The organism is Pseudonocardia xishanensis, from assembly GCF_039541715.1.
GTDB lineage: Bacteria > Actinomycetota > Actinomycetes > Mycobacteriales > Pseudonocardiaceae > Pseudonocardia > Pseudonocardia xishanensis.
The window spans coordinates 16,575-39,465 of sequence record NZ_BAABGT010000040.1 but is presented as its reverse complement, the minus strand read 5'-3'; the positions used below and the strand labels follow the sequence as shown (position 1 = coordinate 39,465).

General features: G+C 70.5%; 22 protein-coding genes and 1 pseudogene. 19 read left to right on the top strand and 4 right to left on the bottom strand.

Going from position 1 to position 22,891, the window contains the following annotated elements; genetic code table 11:
- The first annotated feature begins 35 nt into the window (after window positions 1-35).
- The 4 genes from ABD993_RS17380 to ABD993_RS17365 all read left to right on the top strand — a co-directional run bounded on the left by ABD993_RS17380 (window position 36) and on the right by ABD993_RS17365 (window position 3,902).
- Window positions 36-1,190: an acetyl-CoA C-acyltransferase gene (locus tag ABD993_RS17380; RefSeq protein ID WP_345419038.1), complete on the top strand. Its 1,155-nt coding sequence runs from the start codon at window positions 36-38 to the stop codon at window positions 1,188-1,190.
- Between the two features lie 111 nt (window positions 1,191-1,301).
- A complete protein-coding gene (locus ABD993_RS17375; RefSeq protein ID WP_345419035.1) occupies window positions 1,302-1,598 on the top strand; it encodes a hypothetical protein in 297 nt (98 codons plus the stop codon).
- 13 nt (window positions 1,599-1,611) lie between these two features.
- Complete coding sequence (locus ABD993_RS17370) at window positions 1,612-3,144, top strand: class I adenylate-forming enzyme family protein (RefSeq protein WP_345419032.1); 1,533 nt, start codon at window positions 1,612-1,614, stop codon at window positions 3,142-3,144.
- Window positions 3,141-3,902: an SDR family NAD(P)-dependent oxidoreductase gene (locus tag ABD993_RS17365; RefSeq protein WP_345419029.1), complete on the top strand. Its 762-nt coding sequence runs from the start codon at window positions 3,141-3,143 to the stop codon at window positions 3,900-3,902. Before ABD993_RS17370 ends, ABD993_RS17365 begins: the two co-directional genes overlap by 4 nt.
- Window positions 3,903-4,464: 562 nt before the next feature.
- Here ABD993_RS17365 and ABD993_RS17360 read toward each other — a convergent pair.
- Both ABD993_RS17360 and ABD993_RS36755 read right to left on the bottom strand, forming a co-directional pair.
- Window positions 4,465-4,671 carry a tyrosine-type recombinase/integrase gene (locus ABD993_RS17360; RefSeq protein WP_345419379.1) on the bottom strand — a complete coding sequence of 69 codons (207 nt, stop codon included), beginning with the start codon at window positions 4,669-4,671 and terminating at the stop codon, window positions 4,465-4,467.
- A 118-nt stretch (window positions 4,672-4,789) separates the two neighbouring features.
- A pseudogene (locus tag ABD993_RS36755) lies at window positions 4,790-4,963 on the bottom strand (site-specific integrase); the annotation flags it as partial.
- Window positions 4,964-5,852: 889 nt separating this feature from the next.
- Between ABD993_RS36755 and ABD993_RS17355 the strand changes: the two are divergent.
- The 13 genes from ABD993_RS17355 to ABD993_RS17300 all read left to right on the top strand — a co-directional run bounded on the left by ABD993_RS17355 (window position 5,853) and on the right by ABD993_RS17300 (window position 18,739).
- On the top strand, window positions 5,853-6,227 hold the full coding sequence (locus ABD993_RS17355) for a type II toxin-antitoxin system RelE/ParE family toxin (RefSeq protein WP_345419026.1): 375 nt from the start codon (window positions 5,853-5,855) through the stop codon (window positions 6,225-6,227).
- Entirely contained in the window at window positions 6,224-6,532 is a 309-nt protein-coding gene (locus ABD993_RS17350) for a helix-turn-helix domain-containing protein (RefSeq protein WP_345419024.1), read from the top strand. The genes ABD993_RS17355 and ABD993_RS17350 overlap by 4 nt, the downstream gene beginning before the upstream one ends.
- 1,546 nt (window positions 6,533-8,078) lie before the next feature.
- Window positions 8,079-8,246: a VOC family protein gene (locus ABD993_RS36750; RefSeq protein WP_425569035.1), complete on the top strand. Its 168-nt coding sequence runs from the start codon at window positions 8,079-8,081 to the stop codon at window positions 8,244-8,246.
- A gap of 93 nt (window positions 8,247-8,339) precedes the next feature.
- A complete protein-coding gene (locus ABD993_RS17345; protein ID WP_345419021.1) occupies window positions 8,340-9,728 on the top strand; it encodes a DNA-binding protein in 1,389 nt (462 codons plus the stop codon).
- 23 nt (window positions 9,729-9,751) lie between these two features.
- On the top strand, window positions 9,752-12,007 hold the full coding sequence (katG, locus tag ABD993_RS17340; protein WP_425569030.1) for a catalase/peroxidase HPI: 2,256 nt from the start codon (window positions 9,752-9,754) through the stop codon (window positions 12,005-12,007).
- Window positions 12,008-12,292: 285 nt separating this feature from the next.
- The gene (locus tag ABD993_RS17335; protein ID WP_345419015.1) at window positions 12,293-12,754 is read left to right on the top strand and encodes an MSMEG_3727 family PQQ-associated protein; all 462 of its coding nucleotides are present in this window, start codon (window positions 12,293-12,295) and stop codon (window positions 12,752-12,754) included.
- Between the two features lie 12 nt (window positions 12,755-12,766).
- Window positions 12,767-14,461: a PQQ-dependent dehydrogenase, methanol/ethanol family gene (locus ABD993_RS17330; protein ID WP_345419012.1), complete on the top strand. Its 1,695-nt coding sequence runs from the start codon at window positions 12,767-12,769 to the stop codon at window positions 14,459-14,461.
- A 55-nt stretch (window positions 14,462-14,516) separates the two neighbouring features.
- Window positions 14,517-14,612, top strand: coding sequence for a pyrroloquinoline quinone precursor peptide PqqA (gene pqqA, locus ABD993_RS17325; RefSeq protein WP_345419009.1), 96 nt, complete (start codon window positions 14,517-14,519; stop codon window positions 14,610-14,612).
- A gap of 74 nt (window positions 14,613-14,686) precedes the next feature.
- Window positions 14,687-15,577: a pyrroloquinoline quinone biosynthesis protein PqqB gene (gene pqqB, locus ABD993_RS17320; RefSeq protein ID WP_345419006.1), complete on the top strand. Its 891-nt coding sequence runs from the start codon at window positions 14,687-14,689 to the stop codon at window positions 15,575-15,577.
- Between the two features lie 4 nt (window positions 15,578-15,581).
- A complete protein-coding gene (gene pqqC / locus ABD993_RS17315; protein ID WP_345419003.1) occupies window positions 15,582-16,268 on the top strand; it encodes a pyrroloquinoline-quinone synthase PqqC in 687 nt (228 codons plus the stop codon).
- A complete protein-coding gene (gene pqqD / locus ABD993_RS17310; protein ID WP_345419000.1) occupies window positions 16,265-16,612 on the top strand; it encodes a pyrroloquinoline quinone biosynthesis peptide chaperone PqqD in 348 nt (115 codons plus the stop codon). Before pqqC ends, pqqD begins: the two co-directional genes overlap by 4 nt.
- Window positions 16,605-17,699, top strand: coding sequence for a pyrroloquinoline quinone biosynthesis protein PqqE (gene pqqE / locus ABD993_RS17305; protein ID WP_345418997.1), 1,095 nt, complete (start codon window positions 16,605-16,607; stop codon window positions 17,697-17,699). Before pqqD ends, pqqE begins: the two co-directional genes overlap by 8 nt.
- On the top strand, window positions 17,696-18,739 hold the full coding sequence (locus ABD993_RS17300; protein ID WP_345418994.1) for a sodium:calcium antiporter: 1,044 nt from the start codon (window positions 17,696-17,698) through the stop codon (window positions 18,737-18,739). Before pqqE ends, ABD993_RS17300 begins: the two co-directional genes overlap by 4 nt.
- A 6-nt stretch (window positions 18,740-18,745) precedes the next feature.
- On the opposite strand, the gene ABD993_RS17295 is transcribed toward ABD993_RS17300, so the two are convergent.
- Together ABD993_RS17295 and ABD993_RS17290 are read right to left on the bottom strand one after the other, a co-directional pair.
- The gene (locus ABD993_RS17295; RefSeq protein ID WP_345418991.1) at window positions 18,746-19,162 is read right to left on the bottom strand and encodes a YkvA family protein; all 417 of its coding nucleotides are present in this window, start codon (window positions 19,160-19,162) and stop codon (window positions 18,746-18,748) included.
- Window positions 19,163-19,793: 631 nt separating this feature from the next.
- Window positions 19,794-20,585, bottom strand: a complete 792-nt coding sequence (locus tag ABD993_RS17290; protein ID WP_345418989.1) for an enoyl-CoA hydratase/isomerase family protein — start codon at window positions 20,583-20,585, stop codon at window positions 19,794-19,796.
- Window positions 20,586-20,747: 162 nt separating this feature from the next.
- Between ABD993_RS17290 and ABD993_RS17285 the strand changes: the two genes are divergently transcribed.
- Both ABD993_RS17285 and ABD993_RS17280 read left to right on the top strand, forming a co-directional pair.
- The gene (locus ABD993_RS17285; protein ID WP_345418986.1) at window positions 20,748-21,572 is read left to right on the top strand and encodes a FadR/GntR family transcriptional regulator; all 825 of its coding nucleotides are present in this window, start codon (window positions 20,748-20,750) and stop codon (window positions 21,570-21,572) included.
- A gap of 92 nt (window positions 21,573-21,664) precedes the next feature.
- Window positions 21,665-22,858: a CaiB/BaiF CoA transferase family protein gene (locus ABD993_RS17280; protein ID WP_345418983.1), complete on the top strand. Its 1,194-nt coding sequence runs from the start codon at window positions 21,665-21,667 to the stop codon at window positions 22,856-22,858.
- Window positions 22,859-22,891 lie beyond the last annotated feature (33 nt).

Below are 22,891 nucleotides of genomic sequence, written 5' to 3'. Positions count from 1 at the left end.
CACTGACGTCGGGGTGAGTGCGAGGAGGTTCGTCCATGCCGGACGCGGTCATCGTCGATGCGGTCCGCACCCCGTCCGGTCGCCGCGGCGGGGGCCTCGCCGACGTCCATCCGGCGGATCTCTCGGCCTCCGTGCTCCGGGCCCTCGTGGAGCGCACCGCGCTCGATCCCGTCCACGTCGAGGACGTCCAATGGGGCTGCGTGTCACAGGCGGGAGACCAGGCGGGCAACGTCGGACGCGCCGCCGTGTTGGCGGCGGGTTGGCCGGAGGAGGTGCCTGCCGTCACGGTCACGCGTGCGTGCGCGTCGGGGCAGCAGGCGATCGAGCACGCCGCGTGGGCGGTGTTGGCGGGGCAGATGGACGTCGTCGTCGCCGGGGGTGTCGAGTCGAGCAGCCGGGTGTCCCTGGGTGCCGCTCGTCAGGGCGGTGACCCGAACGGCCGGGTTCCACGGGAGCGGTACGGAGTCGACGGCTTCGACCAGCTCCGGGGGGCAGAGCGGATCGCGCGGCGGTGGAACCTGAGCCGGGCACAGCTCGACGACTTCGCCCTCCGTTCGCACGACCGAGCGCTCAGCGCCGCGCGTGCGGGCCTGTACGGGCCGGTCCTCGCGCCGGTCGACGTCGGCGGTGCCAGGGTGACCGAGGACGAGTGTCCGCGGACAGGGCTCGACGCGGCCGGACTCGTCGGGCGAGCTCCTCTCGTGCCGGACGGCGTTCTTCAGCGTGGACACGCGGCCCCGCTGGCCGACGCCGCCGCCGCCCTGCTGGTCACCTCCACGGAGGCCGCGCGGCGCTTCGGGTTCACGCCGATCGCGCGGTACCACTCGGGTGCGGTGGCCGCGGCGAGCCCGCTCGACGTCCTCACCGCACACATCCCGGCGACGGAGAAGGTGCTGAAGCGCTCGGGTCTGGCTGTGGGGGACATCGGGGCGGTGGAGATCAGCGAGCCCTTCGCGCCCGCGCCGATGGCCTGGTTGGCGGAGGTGGGCGTGGATCCGGGCATCGTGAACGCCTGGGGTGGCTCGCTCGCACTCGGGCACCCGCTCGGAGCCACCGGCGCGGTCCTGATGACCACCCTCCTCGCCCGGATGCGTCGAGACCGCGTTCGCTTCGGACTGCAGGTCGTGTGCGGGGGCGGCGGTATCGCGACGGCGACCATCATCGAACTCCTCGACCCGTTCTATTGTTGATGGCTGACAAGTAAGTATATGGTGTCGCCGAGCCTCCGTCACGCCTGCGTGAGCGGATGCCGTGATCCCGATCGTCATCGATGCCGGCGGCGTCGCCTGCGAGGAGTTCCCATGAGACCAGGCAGTCGGTTCTACAGCGCGGTGTGCGAGACCGAAGTCGTGATCGTCCGTGCTGCGGACGTGGTCGAGCTGTCCTGCGGTGGTGTACCGATGGCCGACGCGGCTCCCGCGGTGCGGTCGTCGGGCCCGGCCCGAGGGCACGACACCGGAACGGTGCTGGGCAAGCGCTACGAGGACGGCGAGGCAGGGATCGAGGTGCTGTGCGTGAAGGGCGGGCGCGGGTCGGTCGCGGTCGAGGGGCGGCTGCTGTCGCTGAAGTCCGCCAAGCCGCTCCCTGCGTCGGACTGACGGACGGGCGTCGATGAACCTGTTCATGTTGCTGGAGATGGCTGCCGACGCAGCCCCGGACCGCGTCGCCGTCGGGTCGCGCGTCGGGGGCATCGGCTACGGGCAGCTCCTGGACCGCGCCGGGGCCGTGGCGACCCGCGCATCCCAGGCCGACTGCCTCGCCCTTCTGGACCTCAACGGCCCCGCCATGCCTGCCCTGCTGTTCGGGGCGGCGGCTGCGGGCGTCCCGTTCGCTCCACTCAACTATCGGCAGACGGACGCCCAGCTCGCGGCCGCCACCGATCGGCTCAGTCCGGTGCTGGTCGTCGAGGGCGAGCCGTTCGCCGGTCGCATCCGGCCACGGCCGGGCGTCGCAGTGAGCCGCATCGACGACGTCGCCCAGGGGGGACCGCACACCACGCAGCGGTCCGTGGATCCCGACGCTCCGGCCATACTCCTGTTCACCAGCGGAACCACGGGGGAACCGAAGGCAGCGGTCCTCCGCCACCGCCACATCACCAGCTACATCATCTCGACCGTGGAGTTCGCCTCGGCGGATGTGGACGAGGCGGCTCTGATCTCGGTTCCGAACTATCACATCGCCGGGCTCAGCGCCGTGCTCAGCTCGGTCTACGCCGGCCGCCGGGTCGTCCAGCTCCCCTCCTTCTCGGCCGAGGAGTGGGTCGATCTCGCGGTCGCCGAGTCGGTGACGCACGCGATGGTCGTACCGACGATGCTCGGTCGGATCTTGGACGTCCTCGATGCGCGGGACGAACGGCTCCCCGCGCTTCGGCACCTCTCCTACGGAGGCGGTCGGATGCCTGGGTCCGTCGTGGAACGCGCGATGCGGCTGCTCCCTCACGTCGGCTTCGTCAACGCCTACGGCCTGACCGAGACCAGCTCGACCATCGCGATCCTCGGGCCCGACGAGCATCGGGCGGCGTTGGCGGCCACGACGCCGGAGGGACGTGCGCGCCTCACCTCCGTAGGCCGGCCGCTGCCGAGCGTCGAGGTCGAGGTCCGCTCGGCCGATGGCGCCGTCGTGGAGCCCGGGGTCGCCGGAGAGGTCTTCGTCCGCGGAGAGCAGGTCGGTGGGGAGTACACCTCGCACAGCGCGTTGGACGACCAGGGCTGGTACGCCACCCGTGACCGTGGCCTGCTCGACTCCGACGGTTACCTGTTCCTCGACGGGCGGGCCGACGATGTGATCGTCCGGGGTGGCGAGAACATCTCGCCGGGTGAGGTCGAGGAGGCGCTCGTCACGCATCCTGACGTCGAGGAGGCGGCGGTGATCGGCGTAGCCGACACCGAGTGGGGCGAGAGGGTCGAGGCCTTCGTCGTCCCGGTCGCCGGAAAGTTGCTCGAGGTGGCTGAGCTGCAGAGCTGGGTCCGAGAGCGCCTGCGCTCCACCCGTGTCCCCGACCGGTTCCATCAGCGATCCGGCCTCCCGTACAGCGAGACGGGAAAGCTTCTGCGGCGAGTACTGCGAGACGAGCTCGACGACCCCGCCGCCCCGTCGATGCGAGAGCATGTCATGCGCGACACCGCGATCGTCGAGCCGCGGTGAGGGATGACGGCAGGCCGCTGGGCGGCAGGGTCGCTCTGGTCACCGGTGGCACCCGGGGTATCGGCAGGTCGATCTGTCTCGCGCTGGCCTCCGCAGGAGCGGAGGTGATCGTGGTCGGTCGCCGTGCGGAAGCCTGCCGCGAGGCGGCGCTGGCCGTGGCCGACCGGACGGGGAGTACGACTCACCCGGTGGTGGCGAACGTGTCCCGATGGGCGGACTGCGATTCACTCGTCGACGAGGCCTACGCCCTGACCGGCCGGGTCGACGTGCTCGTGAACAACGCGGGCTCGTCTCCACGCTACGACCACATCACCGATGTCGACGAGGCGTTGTTCGACAAGGTCGTGTCACTCAACCTCAGAGGCCCGTTCCGACTGTCCGCCCGGATCGGGTCGCTGATGGCGGCGGGGAGCGGTGGAGTGATCGTCAACATCGGCTCGATATCCGGTGAGCTGGGCTCGCCGCGCGCGATGGTGTACGCGGCCGCGAAGGCGGGCCTCAACAACATCACGCGCTCCTTCGCAGAGCTCCTGGGACCGACCGTGCGGGTCAACGCCGTCATGCCTGGCGCGGTCGAGACCTCGGTGCAGGCGGGGTGGACGGATGATCAGCGCGCGGGAGCTGCGGCCCGGGCCCTGCTGGGCCGTCTCGGAACCCCTGACGAGATCGCCGCGATGGTGCTGTTCCTGGCGACTCCGGCATCGAGCTACCTGACGGGCCAGGTCCTCGCGGTCGACGGAGGCCGTCGGGTGTGGTGAGGCGCAGGACGGAGGAGCTTCGGATCAAGGGCAGTCGACCTCGCGCTCCTGCCATGACGATGGCGGGAGCAGCGGCTTGCGGCCGAGCGCAACAATCAAGGAGATGACCTTCCCCCGCTGCGCACGACTGCGACTACCGCTGCAGGCAGCATGTCTGCAAGCCGCTCGCGCAGTCGACGATCCGCCAGATCACGTCATCCTGTGGCGCGACGTCGAAGGTTGTCGGCCGGGCAAAGCACCTCGTCCCTCGCTCTGCGCCGTGTCTCGCGTAGAGCCAGTCGTGGTGCGAGATCGTGCGCGTGGTGCGAGTTCTGGAGGTTGGAGAGGGGCCTTCTGTAAGCGTTGTCGCTGGTAGGAGGCTTGTGGGGGGCTGGCAGTCAAGGGGTCAGAGGTTCGAATCCCCTCAGCTCCACTCTTCTGATTTCGATCTCGTCCCCGCTGTTCTGGCAGGTCAGGCCTGGCGAACTCCCTCCGCGCGTCGCGGTGTCCCGCGGCGGCTGCTGCCCGTCGATCTTCGATGTGGTCGCACTGTGGTCGCAGGGTTGCGGGCGCACGCGATCGATCAGGGTCGCTGGGCGAGTTCGGCGGCGGTGAGGGCTGCGGCGATGGCGTCGACGGCTTGTTGCGCGGCGTAGGGGACGAGGTGTCCGTAGATGTCGACGGTGGTGGAGATCTTCGAGTGGCGCAGTGTCTTCGATGCCATGGCCAGGGGCACTTGCGAGCTGATCATCAGGGTGGCGGCGAGGTGTCGGAGGTCGTGGACGCGGATCCGTGGGACGCCTGCATTGGTGCAGAGGTGGTGGAAGCGCCGAAGGGACCACCTCGGGTCGTAGCGGTGCGCCGTCGGCCTGGCTGAAGACGAGATCGGTGGTCGCGCTGTGTGCGGCTTGGGTGCGTCGTTGTCGGTCGAAGGCCGCGACGACGCGTTCGGACAGTCCGACCCAGGCGTGGCTGGACTTCGTCTTGGGGCTGGTCATGACGGGTGTGCCGTTGCGGACGTTGAACAGGGTGTAGCGCACGAACAGGACCGCGTCGTCGAGGTGGACGTCGCGCCAGTGCAGTGCGAGCGCTTCGCCTTTCCGGAGACCGGTGCCGATCAGGATCTCGAAGAGGTTCGTGAGGGGTCGTCGGTGGCGTCGCAGTGCCGGAGAATGTGGTGGCGTCTGTCGATGTCCAGCACGTCATGATCTGCTTCGGTGGGTGGGGCAGCGGCGCGTGTCGGGCGGCGTTGTCGTGGAGTCGTCGTTTCCGGATGGCGTCGCCCAGGGCGCTCGAGAGCGTGGCCACGAGCCGGCGCACTGTGGTCGGGCCGCGTCCGGCGGTGAGTTGGGCGTCGATGAACCGGGCGACGTGCAGGTGGTTGAGCTTCTCGAGCCGGATCGCGCCGAGGCCGGCACGAGGTCTTTGGTGACGTAGTCGGTGTAGATCGCGAGTGTCGTGGGTTTGAGCGAGCGGGCCTTCTCGTGCAGCCACGTGTCGAGGTAGTCGGCCACGGACTCGGAGTCGTCGAAGACGATCCCGGCGCGCTCGCACTCCAGGACGTGGTCGGGGGCGGCGGGGGCGGCGGCGCGTGTGGGGAAGCCGCCACGGCGCAGGGTGGAGCGTCTCCCGGTGAGTGCGGGCATGTCGACGGCGAAGGTCCAACTGCCGTGCCGAGGTGTCCTCGCGAGCATGGGGCAGCGCGCCCCGAGCTGTTTCCCGTCGGCTCCGCGGCAGGCGCACCGCCGGTAGACGCGGCCGCGGTGAGCTGCCTGGCGCATGATCGTCGACCTCCTCGGGCCCGCACGCTGCGTGCCGGAGGCCGACGGTGGCTCAAGCGTGACCACATCGCGACCACGTACAGGAGCTTCGCTGGTCAGCGCGGTGTCATTTGAACGGGCGGTCAACGGATCCGCACCTCCACCTGCCGACTGGCTTTAGCTTGAGCTAAAGTAGGTGGGTGGAGGTCGCATGTGGGAGATCTACCTGACAGACGAGGTCCATGAGCGGCTCGACGGGCTGCTCCGAGGTGACGGGGACACGCACTATCAGGTGGTGTCGGCGATCGAGGCTCTCGCGGAAGGTGGCCCGAACCTCGGCCGTCCGCTGGTCGATCGGATCAAGGGTTCGACGGTCCACAACATGAAGGAGCTGCGCCCGGGTTCCGCGGGGAACAGCGAGGTGCGGATCCTGTTCGCCTTCGACCCGTGGCGTAGTTCGGTCCTGCTAGTCGCGGGCGACAAGGCCGGGCGCTGGAGCGAGTGGTATCGGCAGGCCATTCCGCGTGCGGAGAAGCTCTACGCGACGTATCCGAAGGAACGGGAAGCCGAGGAGGGCGAGGCATGAGTGCTGCGCGATGGTCGGAGGTCCGAGGCAAGCACGTCGCGGCCGCGGGAGAGGAGCGTGTCGAGCGTCAGAAGGGGCGGTTGCTCGGCCAGGTGCGTGCGCACCGGCTGGCGGAGACCCGCAAGCGGCGAGGGCTGACGCAGCGGCAGGTGGCGGAGGTGATGGGGGTGACCGTCGGGCGGGTGAGTCAGATCGAGAACGGTGAGCTGGCCGGTATCGAGGTGCTCGATAGGTATGTGCGTGCGCTCGGTGGCGACCTGCAGATCGTGGCGAACTTCGGAGACGAGCAGATCAAGGTCGGCTGAGCGCGCCCCGACTGCGGCCCGGATCGACGAACATGCCTGGTCGGCACCGCGGGGTCACGCCATGTCCGCGGGCGGTATTCGCAGTCGACGATGGCGGGTCGCCGGTCTGCCGGGCTGGCGCAGAACACCGTCGGCAGCCGACGCTGCGGCGGTCGTGGGACGGCTGTTCGGCTGAACCGTTCGTTCTCGGCTGAGGTCTGACCCCGAGCCCGTGCCTCCCGATTCGCGGACGAGCGGATCGTGCCAGGATCGGCAGGTGGCCCGCGGCGGTGAGAGAGACGTGATGGGGCCTGGAAGCGGTCGGGCAGTGGGCCGACGTGAGTCCAGCCCCTACGCCACCGACGGGGGTGGGTTCACCTTCGAGCGGCGAGTCGCGGCGAGCTACCTGATCCGCATGCTGACCGGAACGGCGGGCGTCGGGCACGACGGAAGACGGGTCGTGAAAGTAGCGTTCCAGCTCTCCGGTCCGGTCGACGATCTCGCTGTCGACTCCGCGGGTGAGGAGAGCGCGCCGCTGCTGTTCACGCGGGTCGCCGTTCGTCGGGCGCCGGCGTTCCACGCGGGCGACACCGGCTCGAAGCACCTCGTGACCGACTTGGTCGCCGCGCTCGGTGCCGTTCGCGACGACCACGAGACCGTGCTGCGGCTGGCAATGTGGGTTGCTGGCCCGCGGACGGCCCCGGCCCAGGTCCACACTCTCGCGGCCTACGCTCGTGTCCAGACCGACGCCGCTGCCTTCTTCGCTCTGCTGCATGAATCGGGGCGCTTCAGCCAGATCCTGGTGGATCGACTGGCCCACGTCGTCGGCCGCGCGGCGTGGAGGGTCCGCTGTCCGGCATCGTCACCACGCACGCTGGCGGCGGCATCACGATCCGGACGACCGACAACCCGGTGCACTGCCGCTGGAGAAGCGGCCTCGCGGCGGTCCCCGTGGTGGTCGTGGTCGACTTCCTCAGGCTTGGACTGCAGGCGCCCACCACCCGTTCCAGGCCGGTGTCGAGGACTGTGTCGCGGGCGTCCCGTGGGCGTACGACCACCGCGTCGAGCTAGGCTGTTGTCCTCGCTAATCAGGCAGAGTCCGGATGTGGCGACATCGCGATTGTCACAGCGCTGCGACAATCGGGAAGGCCGCACCTATCTCCAGATTGAACAACGTGGCTCGGCATCACACCGAGGAGGGCGGCGTCCTCGCCCAACCTCAGCGATAGATCAGTCTCCTGTCGAAGTGCGGGTGCTCGTTCACCGTGAGTGGCCGTCGCCCGGTCGCCCCGACGACCCCTCGGGTCAGCGACCAGTTGATCAGCATCGTGTTTGAAACCGTTCCACAAGCGGGCGTCCGCCGTGGAGTCGTCGTAGCCGTAGGCAGACGTGAGCACACCGCAGCTAGTGGGCCAGCCGAGGTGGCAACGGCTGCTGGGTGGCTCCGTCACGAGGACCCCGACTCGTACCCATCACTTCGTGCAGGTCGACGGGTTCCCGGTAGTCGTCGTCCAACCGGCACCCCGGGCACGTCTCGCCGGAGTGGCCGGACGGCGTGTCCCGACAGATGCACATCGACCTCGCGACGGACGACCTCGCCGGCGCCGACCGGCGGGTACTCGAGGGCGGTGGGCGTCGGCCGAGGCCGTTGGATGACGTCGACCCCACGGCGCCCGGGGGCGGGCGTGTCCACGCCAGTCCGGCCGGACACCCCTTCTGTCTCCGGGCGATCTGAGCGGGCACCCGGATCCACCGATTCCGGCCCCACCGATCCGAGACGAGGCACTAGTGTGGAGTGCCCGTGCGAGACCAAAGGCGGTTCTCCCTCATGGCGGACGTACATCGGCTCGAACCCGTGCCTGCGAGCCCGGGCAGAGGCACCGTGTTCGCGGCGTGGGAGCGGTTCGTGCAGGGCGATGACCAGGTCCCCGGGGTCCGGCCCGTGGTGGCGATCTCGTGGCACCGCTGTCGGGAGCAGTACCGGGTCGACCCGCATCTCGCGGAGGCTCCGGTGGCGGTCGCGGAGGTCGACCACCCGCCGGAGCACGACGTCGTGTTCACCGAGCTGGGATTCCACGCCGCCTCGGTCGCCCACGAGGTCGCGACCCTCGGTGGGGTGGTCACAGTCGCCGACGCCACCGGCCGGATCCTCGCCGAGTGGGGCGACCCGGCCACGCTCGCCAGAGCAGGTGAGGCGAACCTGGCGCCCTGGTTCTGCTGGTCCGAGGCCGCCGCCGGGACGAACGGCATGGGCACGGCCCTCGAGGCGCACGGCCCGGTGCTGATCAGAGGCGCGGAGCACTGGTGCCAGGCGTTCCACAACTGGGTGTGCGCGGGCATCGCGGTACGCGATGTGGTGACCCGGGAGGCGATCGCGGTGCTGAACATCGCGTGTTGGCGCAGCGAGCTCCCCGCGTCCGCGGGCGGGTGGCTGGGCGACGCGGTCACCGGGACCCGCTGCACGCTGCGGCGGCGGGCCCGCGACAGCGGGGCCGAGCTGGTCGCGGCATACGCCCAGGCCAGAGCGCGTTCGGGAGCGGCGCTGGCCGCGGTCGACGTCGCGGGCAAGGTGGTGATCGCCGACGACACGGCGAGTGTGCTCATGGGCGTCCCTGCCGCCACACCGGCGGTCGACCCGACGGTCCGGTGGAACCCCGGCCTACCCGAATTGATCGGCGCCGCCCGGTACGCCAGCAGGCAGGCGGCCCGCAACCCCGACTGGGTCGGGTCGACCCAGATCTTCGCCCATCTGGCCGACGAACCGATCTCGATCAGCATCCGACCCGTCTTCTCCTCCCGGCACCTGATCGGGAACCTCGTCTCGTTCGGCACGTCCGACGGACCGGCGATCCCGCACGGCGGAGCACCCGCTCGCCGCCGGCCACGTCGGGTGGTGGCGACGCGGGACAACCGGATGGTGCTCCTGCGCCTCCCGGAGGTCTGCGTCGCGGAGTCGGACGGCAACGACGTGTGGCTGTCGACCGACCAGGGCCGGTTGCGCGCGACGTCGCAGGGCTTGGACAGGCTCGAGGGCGAGCTCGCGGACGCCGACTTCCTGCGGGTCCACCGCCGCTACGTCGTCAATCTCGGCCGCATCCGCGAGATCGAGCGCGGGCGCGGGGGCGAGCTCCACCTCGTCATGGACGACGGCGCGAACAGCATGGTGCCCGTGTCTCGGCGGAACGCGCCTGCCGTGCGCCGGGCGCTGGACATCTGAGGTGGTGGCGGGATGAGCCGATCATGCTCGTGGTCCGGGGGAGAGCGGTGAACGAGGGGGCCGCAGGCGGCCTCGGCCTCTCCGCCCCGGCGCTGCGCCTGCGCACCGCGACCGGCGGGCCGCGCAACCGCGACTGGTGGCCGAACCGCCTCGACCTGAGCGGCCTCCGGAGGAACTCCCGCGCCGCCGATCAGATGGGCGACGACGTCGACTACGCGGCGGAGTTCCTGTCCCTGGACCTCGACGCACTCGCCCGGGACGTCGACGCTGTGCTGACGACGTCCCAGGACTGGTGGCCCGCGGACTTCGGCCACTACGGGCCGCTCATGGTCCGCATGACGTGGCACGGCGCAGGCACGTACCGCATCGCCGACGGTCGGGGCGGCCCGGGCACCGGGATGGCCCGTTTCGCGCCGTTGAACAGCTGGCCGGACAACCGCAACCTCGACAAGGCGCGCCGGCTGCTCTGGCCGGTGAAGAGGAAGTACGGCCGCCGCGTCTCCTGGGCCGACCTGATGGTCTTCGCGGGTCACCGGGCGCTGGAGACGATGGGGTTCACGACCTTCGGCTTCGCGGGCGGCCGGCCCGACGTCCGGGAGCCCGACGACACCTACTGGGGCCCGGAGCGGGCCTGGCTCGGCGACGAGCGCCACCGCGGGGTCCGCGAGCTCGACACCCCGCTCGCCGCCGACCAGATGGGGCTCATCTACGTCAACCCCGAGGGCCCGAACACCGTGCCCGACCCGCGGATGTCGGCGCGCGACATCCGCGAGACCTTCCGCCGCATGGGGATGGACGACGAGGAGACCGTCGCGCTGATCGTGGGCGGGCACACGTTCGGCAAGGCGCACGGCCCGGCCGACCCCGAGACGGCACTCGGGCCCGAACCCGAGGGCGCCGCCCTCGAGGAGCAGGGGCTGGGCTGGCGGGGCCGCCATGGCACCGGGAGGGGCCCCGACACCGTCACCAGCGGTCTGCACGGGACGTGGACGCCCACCCCGACCAGCTGGGACAACACCTACCTCGAGACCCTGTTCGGCTACGAGTGGGACGTGGCGCTGAGCCCGGCAGGCCTGTGGCAGTGGGTCCCTCGAGGCGGCGGCGGGGCGGGCACCGTGCCGGACGCCCACGACCCGTCGGTGACGCACGCCCCGACCTTCCTGACGACGGACCTCGCGCTGCGGTTCGACCCGGGCTACGAGCCGATCGCCCGGCGGTTCCTGGAGCATCCGGACGAGCTGGCGGACGCCTTCGCCCGGGCCTGGTTCAAGCTGACGCACCTCGACATGGGGCCGATCGAGCGCTATCTCGGGCCGCTGGTCCCCCGGGAGCGGCTGCTCTGGCAGGACCCCGTGCCCGCGGTCGACCACGCCCTGGTCTCGGCCGACGACGTCGCGGAGCTGAAGCGCCGCATCCTGGACTCGGGGCTCACGGTGGCACAGCTCGTCGCCGCCGCCTGGGCGTCGGCGTCGACGTTCCGGACGAGCGACAAGCGCGGCGGGGCGAACGGGGCGCGCATCCGGCTCGCGCCCCAGCGGAGCTGGGAGGTAAACGACCCCGACGAGCTGACGCACGTGCTGGACACCCTGGCGCGGATCCAGGGAGCCTTCCATGGTGCACGGACCGCCGAGCGGGCAGGCACGCGGATCTCGCTCGCCGACCTGATCGTGCTCGGCGGGTGCACCGCCGTGGAGGAGGCCGCCCGCACCGCGGGCCACGACGTCCGCGTCCCGTTCACACCCGGGCGGACGGACGCGTCGCAGGAGCAGACCGACAGCGAGTTCTTCGCCGTGCTCGAGCCGCGGGCGGACGGCTTCCGCAACTTCCGTGGCGGCGGGGCCCGGCTGCCGTCGGAGCACCTGCTGGTCGACCGGGCGGACCAGCTGACCCTGACGGTTCCCGAGATGACCGTCCTCGTCGGCGGGCTGCGCGTGCTCGGCGCGAACTCCGGGCGGTCCCCGCTCGGCGTCCTCACCTCGGCGCCCGGGTCGCTCACCCCCGACTTCTTCGTCAACCTGCTCGACATGGGCACCGAGTGGCGGGCCACGTCGAAGGACGCGGAGACCTTCGAAGGCCGCGACCGCGCCACCGGCGAGACCAGGTGGACCGCAAGCCGGGTCGATCTGGTGTTCGGCGCGAACTCCGAACTGCGGGCGGTCGCGGAGGTCTACGCCTGCGACGACGCGCGGGAGCGGTTCGTGCACGACTTCGTGGCCGCGTGGGACAAGGTCATGACCCTCGACCGGTACGACCTCGCCCGATCTCCGGGGCGGCAGTGATCAGCGACCGACCACGGCTCCGGCGGCGTACCGGGCACGAACGGTAGCCGTTCGCGGACGAACGGCGTGAGCGGATCCGATCCGCCGACGCCCCTTGTTGGCCCGATACCCCCGGCGTAGCGTCGCGCATGCCTTGGGAGACTTCACGATCACCATCGCGCGCCGCCATCGAGCGAGGGCGACCATCGTGGGAACGATGTCCGTCGCCATGCTGATCCGGGTACTGCTGGAGTTCGCGATTCGACCGAAGCCGACGACGAGATCTCGATGAGGAGGTGAGGCCCGGTGACGACCGCGCAGGAGCGGGCTGACCTGATGGACAAGCTCGGGTTGGCCGCGCAGAACAAGGGCCCGCTGGGGCAGGTGCTGGGGACCGGGAGGATCGGGCAGGCCACGGAGAAGGACGACGGGCGGATGGAGGCGACGATCCGGATCCGGCCCGACGAGATCGCCTGGGATCCGTCGATCCTGGTCATGCCACACGGCGGAGACATCGAGCTCACCCTCGTCAACGACGACCTGAACACGCACTGCGCGCTCCTGCCGAGCAATGGCGACCGGAAGTTCATCTGGCTCGTGAACCACTCGCGCGGAAGGGCGACTCTCAATCTCGACGGGCCGGGCTACTACTGGTTCAGCTCACCCACCGGCAACGACGAGGGCCGGGGACTGACCGGGGCGATCGTCGTCCTTGGCGACGTTCCGCCCGAGGCCCGTCTCGACCGTCCCGACCAGCCGCGACCGTAGAAGGAGCCCACGATGACCGTCGAGTACGTGGATGCGGGCGAGGCCGTCGACCAGGGCAACCTGAGCGGCAAGATCGCGGGCGGTGAGGTCGCGCCACCCGTGGTCCAGAACGTCGACTACGAGCGGATCCTGAACGCCGCCTCGGAACCGCAGAACTGGCTCACCTACTACGGTGCCTACAACGGTCAGCGGTACAGCCCGCTGGACCAGATCACCACCGACAACGTCAAGCGCCTCGTGCCCGCCTGGGTGTTCCAGGCAGGCTCGAGCGGGCTCATCGCGGGGGCGTCGACCTACTCGTTCGAGGCCGCCCCGATCGTCGTCGACGGGGTCATGTTCCTGGCAGGCTGGGACGGCTGGGTGTGGGCCCTCGACGCGGTGACGGGGAAGGAGATCTGGCGGTACAAGCACGCCGTCCCCTTCGACGTCTCGCTGTGCTGCGGAAACGTGAACCGCGGGGTCGCCGTGGCCAAGGGGAGGGTCTTCTTGGTCACCGCGAACGCGCACGTGCTCGCCCTCGACGCCACCACCGGCAAACGCGTCTGGGACAAGACGTACGGGGACGTGCGGGCGGGCGAGAGCGCCACGGTCGCGCCGCTCGTCGTGAAGAACCTGGTCATCGTCGGCAGCTCCGGCGGCGAGTTCGGGGTCCGCGGTCACCTCGACGCGTTCGACCTCGACAGCGGCGAGCACCAGTGGCGCTGCTACACGGTCCCGAAGCCCGGCGAGCCCGGTTCGGAGACCTGGCCCGCCGACGGGGAGGCCTGGGCGCGCGGCGGGGCGAACTGCTGGGTCACCGGCACGTTCGACGCGGAGACGAACCTGCTCTACGTCGGCACCGGCAACCCGGCGCCGGACTTCGACGGCGCCGTCCGCGAGGGCGACAACCTCTACACCGACAGCATCATCGCCGTCGACGTCGACGCGGGCCAGATCCGCTGGCACTACCAGTGCACCCCGCACGACGTGTGGGACTACGACAGCATCGGCGAGTGCATCCTCTTCGAGCGGGACGGGCGCAAGCTGCTCGGGCACTTCGACAAGAACGGCTACTTCTTCGTCCTCGACCGCACGACCGGGGAACGGGTCTCCATCACCCCGTTCGTGGACCGGATCACCTGGGGGGCGATCACCCGCGACGGCCAGGTGACGGCCAAGGTCTACCCGGACGAGGAAGGTGTCCCGGTCCACTTCTACCCGGGCCCGGCAGGCGCGAAGGAATGGACCCACGCTGCCTACAGCCCGCGGACCGAGCTGTTCTACGTCCCCGTCCAGGACGTCGGGGCGACGGCCACGCGCCGCCGCCGGGAGTTCAAGGAGTCGATTCCCTACTGGGGCGCCGGTGTGCAGGTGGACATCGAGGAGGCGGTCGGTTCGATCAGCGCGTTCGACGCGAACGGCGACGAGAAGTGGCGCTGGCGCAACGAGCTCCCGATGTGTGCCTCCGTGCTGGCGACGGCGGGCGACCTGGTGTTCGCCGGTGAGCCGTCGGGCGAGTTCAACGCGCTCGACGCCCGGACCGGGGAGCAGCTGTGGCAGTTCCAGTGCGGCAGCGGTCATCACAGCAGCCCGACGAGCTACATGGTCGACGGCAGGCAGTACGTCGCCGTTCCGGTCGGCTGGGGTGGATGGGCCGAGGGGTTCCTCCCGGGCATGCTCGGCGCAGGCCACGGAAGTGCGCTGTTGGTCTTCGCGCTGCCGGAGTGAGCGACACACCGTGAACGCAGGCTGTCGGCGTTCGGCAGGGAGAGGAGGTGGATCCATGGAGTCCCAGCTCGACGCGTGGGAGACGCCCGAGTTCGACGAGATCGGAGTCGCACCCGAGGTGACCATGTACGTCGCCCGGCTGGACGACTAGGAGGGGGTGGGCGGCGCCGGACGCGGTCCGGCGCCGCCCGCGGTCGTCACACGGCCGAGGAGCCGGGCTCTCCGGTGGAACGGGGGTGCGGGGTGTGGGTGCGGGTGCTCGGCTCGGCGGCCGGAGGCGGCTCCCCCCAGTGGAACTGCGGATGCCGGGTCTGCACCGCCGTCCGCGTCCGGGGCGGTCCTGTCCGCACGCAGTCGTCGATCGCGGTCAGTGCCGATCGCGAACGGTGGTTGCTGATCAACTGCTCACCCGATGTCCGCACCCAGATCGAGGCCGCTCCCGCCCTGCATCCGCACGGCGCGCGGGCGACCCCGATCGCGGCGGTGCTGCTCACCGACGCCGAGCTGGACCACACGCTGGGTCTGCTGCTCCTGCGCGAGGCCCGGACGGTGCTGCTCTACGCCACGGCGGCGGTGCGCACGACCCTCTGCGACGGCTCGGGGGTGCTGCGCACGCTCGAGCGGTACTGCGCGGTCGACTGGCGGGCGGTGGTGCCCGGCGCCGACCTGCCCCTGGCGGACGGGCTGTCGTGCCGGGCGTTCGACGTGCCCACCACGAAGCACGACCGGTTCGGGCTCGGCGTCGATCACGGCCGCGTCGTGGGCTACCGGCTGACCGACGAGCGCACCGGGGGAACGCTGGTGTACCTGCCGGGGGTGCAGGCGCTCACGGCCGCGCTGCGCACCGAGATCGCGGGCTGCAGGTGTCTGCTGATCGACGGGACCTGCTGGTGCGACGACGAGGTCCCCGGGAAGACGTCCCGGGACATGGGCCACCTACCCGTCGAAGGCCGCGACGGCAGCCTCGCCCAGCTCCCGTCGCTGGGCGTGGGCCGGGCGATCTACGTGCACATGAACAACACCAACCCGATCCTGCTCGACGACACGCCCGAGCGGCGGATCGTCGAGGAGCACGGCGCGGAGGTGGCGATGGACGGCCTCGAGGTGGAGGTGTAGACGCGTGACCAGCACGATCCAGGACGACCTCGTCGAGACGTTGCGGGCCCACTCGCGGCGCTACCACGACCAGCACCCGTTCCATGTCCGGATGAACGCCGGGCGGCTCTCCCGCAGGCAGATCCAGGGCTGGGTGGCGAACCGCTTCTACTACCAGGAGAACATCCCCCGCAAGGATGGGGCGATCCTCGCCAACTGCCCCGACGTCGAGGTCCGCAGGCGCTGGATCCGCAGGATCACCGACCACGACGGAGAACGGCCCGGGGAGGGCGGCATCGAGGCGTGGCTGCGCCTGGGCACGGCCGCGGGGCTGACCCGTGAGGAGATCACCGACCATCGGCACCTGGTCCCCGGCGTGCGGTTCGCGGTCGACGCATACGTGACCTTCGCCCACACGCGGCCCTGGGTGGAGGCGGTGGCGTCGTCGCTCACCGAGCTGTTCGCCCCCGACCTGATGGCGGAGCGGCTGGCCGCATTCGAGCGGTGGTACGGGTGGATCGACCCCGCGGGCCTCGCCTACTTCCGTGCCCGCCTCGACCAGGCGCCCCGCGACTGCGAGCACGCTCTCGAGGTCGTCACCACACACTGCGTGTCCGCCGAGTCCCGGGCCCGCGCCGTCGACGCGCTCGCGTTCAAGTGCGACGTGCTCTGGAGCCTCATGGACGCGATCGACAAGGCCTACCCGGAATGACCGCGCCGGACCGCATCCCGACCCGGCCCCAGCCGCCCGGCCCCCAGCCGCCCGACCCGGTGCTGTCCGACGGGGTCCGCCCTCGGCTCGCCCGGCATGTGCGGATGTCGTTCTGCCGGACCAGGCAGCGGCACATCCTGCAGCTCCCGGAGACCGTGGTCGTGCTGCGCGGCAGTGGCGCGAGCATCCTCGAGCTCTGCGACGGACGGCGCACCGTGGCCGAGATCGTCGCTGAGCTGGGCCTGCGGTTCGGGACCGTCCCGGACGACGAGGTGCTGCGGTTCCTGTCCCGGCTCGTGGCCCGGCGATGGGTGGAGCTCGCCGGGGAGACCACCGATGGATAGCCCCTTCGGGCTGCTGGCCGAGCTCACCTACCGTTGCCCGCTGGCCTGCGCGTACTGCTCGAACCCGCTGAACCTGGCCGACTACTCCGACGAGCTGGCCACGCACGAGTGGCGACGGGTGCTGGGCGAGGCCCGCGACCTCGGTGTGCTGCAGTGCCACCTCTCCGGCGGGGAGCCCCTCCTGCGGCGCGACCTGGTGGAGATCGTGGCCGAGGCGCACGGGCTGGGCCTCTACACCAACCTCGTGACCAGCGCTCTCGGGTTCTCGCGGTCGAGGGCCGAGCAGCTGCGCGCCGCCGGCCTGGACCACGTGCAGATCAGCATCCAGGCCGACGAACCGGCCGTGTCCGATCGCATCGCAGGCACCCCCTCCTTCCACCGCAAGGTCGAGGCGATGGGCGTGGTCAAGGAGCTGGGCTGGCCGCTGACCGTCAACGTGGTGCTGCACCGGCAGAACATCGACCGCGTCGCCGACGTGCTCGGACTCGCCGAGGAGGTGCGCGCCGACCGGGTGGAGCTGGCCAACACCCAGTACTACGGCTGGGCCCGGGTCAACCGGGAGGCGCTGCTGCCGAGCCGCGCCCAGCTGGAGGCCGCCGAGGTCGTCGTGCGAGCGGCCCGCGAGCGGTTGCGGGACCGCATGGACGTCCTCTACGTCGTCCCCGACTACTACAGCCGCTACCCCAAGCCGTGCATGGGCGGCTGGGCCTCCCGGCAGCTCACCGTGACGCCCGACGGTGACGTCCTCCCCTGTCCGGCCGCCCAGTCGCTGCCGTTGCCGCGGGCGAGCGTGCGCGATGCCGCGCTGGACTGGATCTGGGCCGAGGCGCCGGTCATGAACGCCTTCCGGGGGACGGACTGGATGCCCGAACCCTGCCGGAGCTGCGAGCGTCGCGAGCGGGACTTCGGCGGCTGCCGCTGCCAGGCGTTCCAGCTGACGGGCGACGCCGCCCGCACCGACCCGGTCTGCCACCTCTCACCCGACCACGACCTGGTGGCCGACGCGGTGCGGGCCGCCAACGACCGACGGCCGATCGACCTGCAGCTCGTGCCCCGCCCGCATCGCTTACCGGAGGAGGGGAAGTGACCTCGATCCTGCTCTTCGTGGTCGGCGCGGCCGTGCTCGTGTACAGCGCCGAGAAGCTGATCGTCTACCTGGTCGGCGCGGCCGCCGGGCTGCACGTGTCGGTGTTCCTGCTGGCCATCGTCTTCACGGGCATCGAGTTCGACGACGTCGCCTTCGGCGTCGTGCTCAACGTTGAGGACCTCGGCGAGGTCGCACTCGGCACGGTGTTCGGCACCGCCGTGGCGATGACCGGGATCGTGCTCGCGCTCACCGTCCTCGTCGCTCCGACCAGGGTGGACATCCCTCGCAGCTACGTCCTGTTGTTCGCCGTGTCGCCGCTGGTCGTGGTTCCGTTCGTGCTGATCTCGCCGTTGACCCCGGTGCACGGTGTGATCCTCGTACTGCTGTTCGTCGCGTTCATCGGCTACGTCGCCCACCGGGAGCTGCGGAGCACCACCCCGGTCTTCCGGAACGCCGAGATCCTGGAGCACATCGGGGCGGGCGGGGGGACCGGGGACAACACGGCGGAGCCGACCGACGAGCCGGCCTTCAGGGTGACGGCGCCGTTCGTCAAGGATCGGCCGCTCCCGGGATGGTCGTTCGTCGGCTTCGCGGTGCTCGCTCTCGTCGGTGTTCTGGCCGGTGCCGTCCTCATGAGCTCCGGGACCGAGGGCATCGTCGAGGGCTACGAGATCGGGGCGACCGTCTTCGGTGCCACGATCGCCACCCTCGTGCTGACCATCGAGGACATCGTCCTGTCGGTGGAACCCACCCGGCGGGGAGCGCCCGAGATCGGGGTCGGCAACGTCCTCGGCAGCGTCGTCTTCGGCGTCACCGCCAAGCTCGGCATCATCCTGCTGGTCGGCGGCACCGTCGTCGTCGACGACGACGTGCTGACCTGGCACCTCCCGGTGCTGGTGGGCATGACTGCGCTGTCCGCCCTCCTCATCTGGAGGGGTCGGTTGCGGCGATGGCACGGGGTCCTGTTGCTGGCGCTGTACGTGGTCTACTGGGTCGTCAGCTTCACCGTGCTCGGGGAGGCCCCGATCGAGGTGGACTGAGGAGCGTCACCCCGGTGGCGGTGGCTGGGCCCGGCGCCCCGGGCCGACCAGCCGCTCGATCAGGCGACGCTCGCCCGGCCAGGCGTCGAGGAGGACCTGTCGGGGAACGCTGCGGGCCGCGTACCGCAGCACCAGCGCGACGACGATGACGTCGTCCAGCGGGCCGATGACCGGCAGGAACTCGGGGAGCAGGTCGATCGGCGACAGCACCCACAGCATCGCGAACACGACGGCGACCTTGGCCCGGCGGGGCACGCGCGGGTCGCGGCGCAGGACCCGCGCGGTGGTCACGCAGTCGGGCAGGAAAGCGGCCAGGTCCTTGGCGAGCCCCGGCGGCAGTCGACGGGCCAGCACGATCAGCACGAGCCACGACGCGACCATCACGGCGGCGACGACCAGGATCGCTTGCAACCATGCGGGCATCGGTACTCCCGTCCAGCCGCAGTCTCCCACAGGAGGGGCGGCACGGCCCCCTCGTCCATCGACCCGGCCGGCTCATCGGCGTCGATCGATGAGCCTGCCCGCACCCCGCCCCCCGGCCCGAGCCGCGGCGCGCCGAGATCGACCGACTCGGCGTGGTGGGTGACCGCGCCCTCGCCCTGCTGGACCCGCGACCGGGACGGTCGCGACGGCGGCCGGCACTGTTGCGCACCGACGAGGTCAAGGAGCCGGATGCGGCGCCCTGAGCCGCCCGCCGAGGGCGGCGACCGGCTGAAGGCCGACGTCGAGGACCGGGACAAGGCTAAGGCGGTGACCTCGCGGCGGTCTGTCGGGCCAGCTCCAGCAACGGCACCAGCCCCGCGTGCGACACGAGATCGTCCTCGTCGAACCGCGCCGAACCGGCCGTGAATCTATGCGACACTTTCATGGGGAAGTGCCCTTCATTGAGCCGGGTTGATCTGTGCCTAGGAACACCTATCGTCCCAGCTCAATGGGCACTTCCCTCGTTCACACGCCGATCCACCAGCGCCGTTCCTCTGCGGATCCAGGCTGAAGTCTAGAGTTCCGCCCCCGGGTGCCTCCGACGCCTTGCTGACCTTCGTGGCAGCCCTGGTCACGTTCCGTGGGTCGCCCTGCCGTCCGTACTGTCTTGGGCTACCCGATCTGCTGTCATGCCACCGCGGGCCCAGTAGGCGCCTCCCTGTACCGCGAGACCGTGGCTGAGCCCCTCGTTGAAGTCGCGGCGGAATCCGATGGTCAGCGCTGCCTTCGCGTAGCGGAGGACCGGAACCGGACGGCAGGCGAGGTCGGTCGCAAGCTCCCAGGCGCGCGCCCGGAGCGCACCGCGGGGGTGCACCTCGTTGACGAAGCCGATCTGCAGGGCCTCACGGGCGCCGATGGACTGCCCGGTGAGGAGCCAGTACTTCGTCCGGGTCGGGCCGAGCAGCTCGCCCCAGACCAGCTTGATCCCGTCGCCGGGGATCGTGTCGCGGTACTTGAAATGCGCATGGTCCGCGAAGCTCGCCTCGTCGGCGGCCAGCACGATGTCGGCCATCACGGGGATCTCCGAGTGGATCGTCGCGGGGCCGTTCACCACGCCGATGACCGGCACCTCCACGTCGTTCAGGTTGCGGAGCATCCGACGGCCCTCCCACCAGATGTGGTCCCAGGGGAGCGCGGCGAAGTCCGTCGTGTCGATCTCCGTGCAGAAGTCGTCCCCGGTGCCCGTCACGATCAGGACCTTGATGTCGGGATCGGTCGCGGCGAACGCGAAGGCCTCGGTGGCGTCCCGATGCGCCTGGGCGGTCCAGCGCAGCGAACCGCCTCCGGTATGGAACCGAAGCTCCACGATACCGTTCGCCCGGGTCACCGACACGTTGTCCCAGGCGACATCTCGTAAGGTCATCGGCCAGCCTCAGATCGTGCGTCACCGCTGCCCTTTCGGGCTGTTCCGCCCGGCGCGCCATCGGGGTCTGCAGCTGCGGTGTATAATGCGTATTATACGTATAGATCTGAGTAGCTGGCAACCGTCCTCGGGCGGTCGCCCTGTCGGCGGAGGCGCGTCAGCATGGATGTCGGACCTGGGCGGGGCGACGAGACGCACGACCGGCCGTCGACCCGGACCGTGGAGGCGAACCCGTTCGAGCGGATGTCCGCGCCGAGCTGGGGTCAGCTCACGCGGGCCGTCAAGACCTCGGAACGCATCGCCACAGCGCTCGTGCAGGACATCATCGACGCCGGGCTGGGGCCGGGCGACCGTCTCCCCAACGAAGCAGCGATGGTCGAGCGTTTTGGCGTGGGTCGCGGATCGGTTCGCGAGGCTCTCCGGATCCTGGAGGTCCACGGCCTGATCGAGCTTCGGGCGGGCCCGAAGGGCGGACCCTTCATCACCGCCATCGACCCACGCAATGTGAGCCGCACGCTGTCGCTCTACCTGAGCCTTCGCGGCGCGACGATGGAGGAGCTCGTGCAGACGAGGCTCTTCCTCGAGCCCATGGTGGCTCGGCTGGCGGCCGAGAACTGCACTCCGGAGTCGGCCGAGCTGCTTCGCGCGACTCTCGCCCAGGCCCCGGTGTCCGGCGGTTCTCGCGAGTACCTCGAGGCGGCGAACGACTTTCACTACGTGCTCGCCACGATGACGGGGAACAGGGTCCTCGATCTCGTGTCCACGGCGCTGAAGGAGCTGTACACGAGCCGGCTGGTCGGCACCGGGGTCGGACACGCGACGACCGACCCCAGCATCGAGCTGGAGCACCAGGAGATCTGCACGGCGATCGTGAGAGGTGACGCCGACACGGCCGAACGGCTCATGAGGACGCACATGGAGTACTACGTCGAGCGCGTCCGGCAGACTGCGCCGGAGTTCCGGGCCAGCCGTCTGGCCTGGGAGTAGGCGCACCCGAGGCGATCCTTAGGCTTGCTATCTAGGCGTTCCATCCGTATCGTGCGTATAGATAGCTTGGTTCGCCGATGAAGGTGGAGAAGATGCCAGAGGGTGCCCTGTCCGGCCTCAAGGTCGTCGAGTTCGCACACGTCATCGCCGGTCCGTTGGCCGGGACCCTGCTGGCGGATCTGGGAGCGGAGGTCGTCCACGTCGAGGATCCCGGCCTGGGTGACTCCCAGCGGTACGCCGGGCCCGCGAAGGACGGCGTGCACCTCTGGTGGAAGGTCGCCGCACGCAACAAGCGGTCGGTCACGCTCAACCTCCGGACCGAGGAGGGGCGGAAGGTCGCCCGCGAGCTCGCGGCATGGGCCGACGTGGTCATCACGAACTTCCGCGTGGCCACCCTCGAGCGGTGGGAGCTCGACTTCGCCTCGCTCCGCCGACTCAACCCGAAGGTCGTGTTCCTCCAGGTGACCGGGTTCGGAGCGACGTCCTCGCGGCGGAACGAGCCGGGGTTCGGCAAGGTGGGCGAGGCCATGAGCGGCGTCGTGAACATCACCGGCTTCCCCGACGGTCCGCCCACCCACACTGGGTTCTCGCACGGGGACTCCGTGACCGGGCTCATGGGCGCCTACGCCGTCCAGGCCGCTCTCTACCGGCGCTCCCAGGACCCCGACTTCGCCGGCGAGTGGATCGACCTCGCGCTGTACGACGGCCTCTATCGGCTGATCGAGTGGCAGGTCATCTTCTACGACCAGCTCGGGGAGGTCCCCGGTCGGGTCGGCAACCGGCTCCCCGCCGCCCCCGCCGCGGTCATCAACACGTTCCAGACCGCCGACGGACAGTGGCTCACGGTCACCTCGGGAACCCCGCGTTCGGTCCGCAACGTTGCCGAGCTGGTCGGGGAGCCGCTCGAGGACTACGCGACGTCGGCGCAGCAGGTCGCCAGGCGCGAGCACCTCGACGGGCTGGTCCGGGACTGGATCGCCCGGCGGCCCCTCGCCGAGTGCCTCGAGGTGATGGCGCGGCTGGAGGTCGTGGCGTCCCGGATCTACACGGTCGAGGACATCCTGAAGGACGAGACGTTCCGGGAGCGCGACAGCGTCGTCGAGCTGGCCGATCCCGAGCTCGGTCAGGTCCGTATGCAGGGGGTCTTCCCGCGCATGACCAACCATCCCGGGAGCGTCCGTCGGACGGCGCCCACCCTCGGGGAGGACAACGACCACGTCTACCAGGTCCTGCTCGGCAAGTCGGTGCTCGAGATGGAGCGGCTGGCCGACAGCGGCGCCATCTGAGCCTGCCCCGGAACCGTCGTCATCACCTCACGA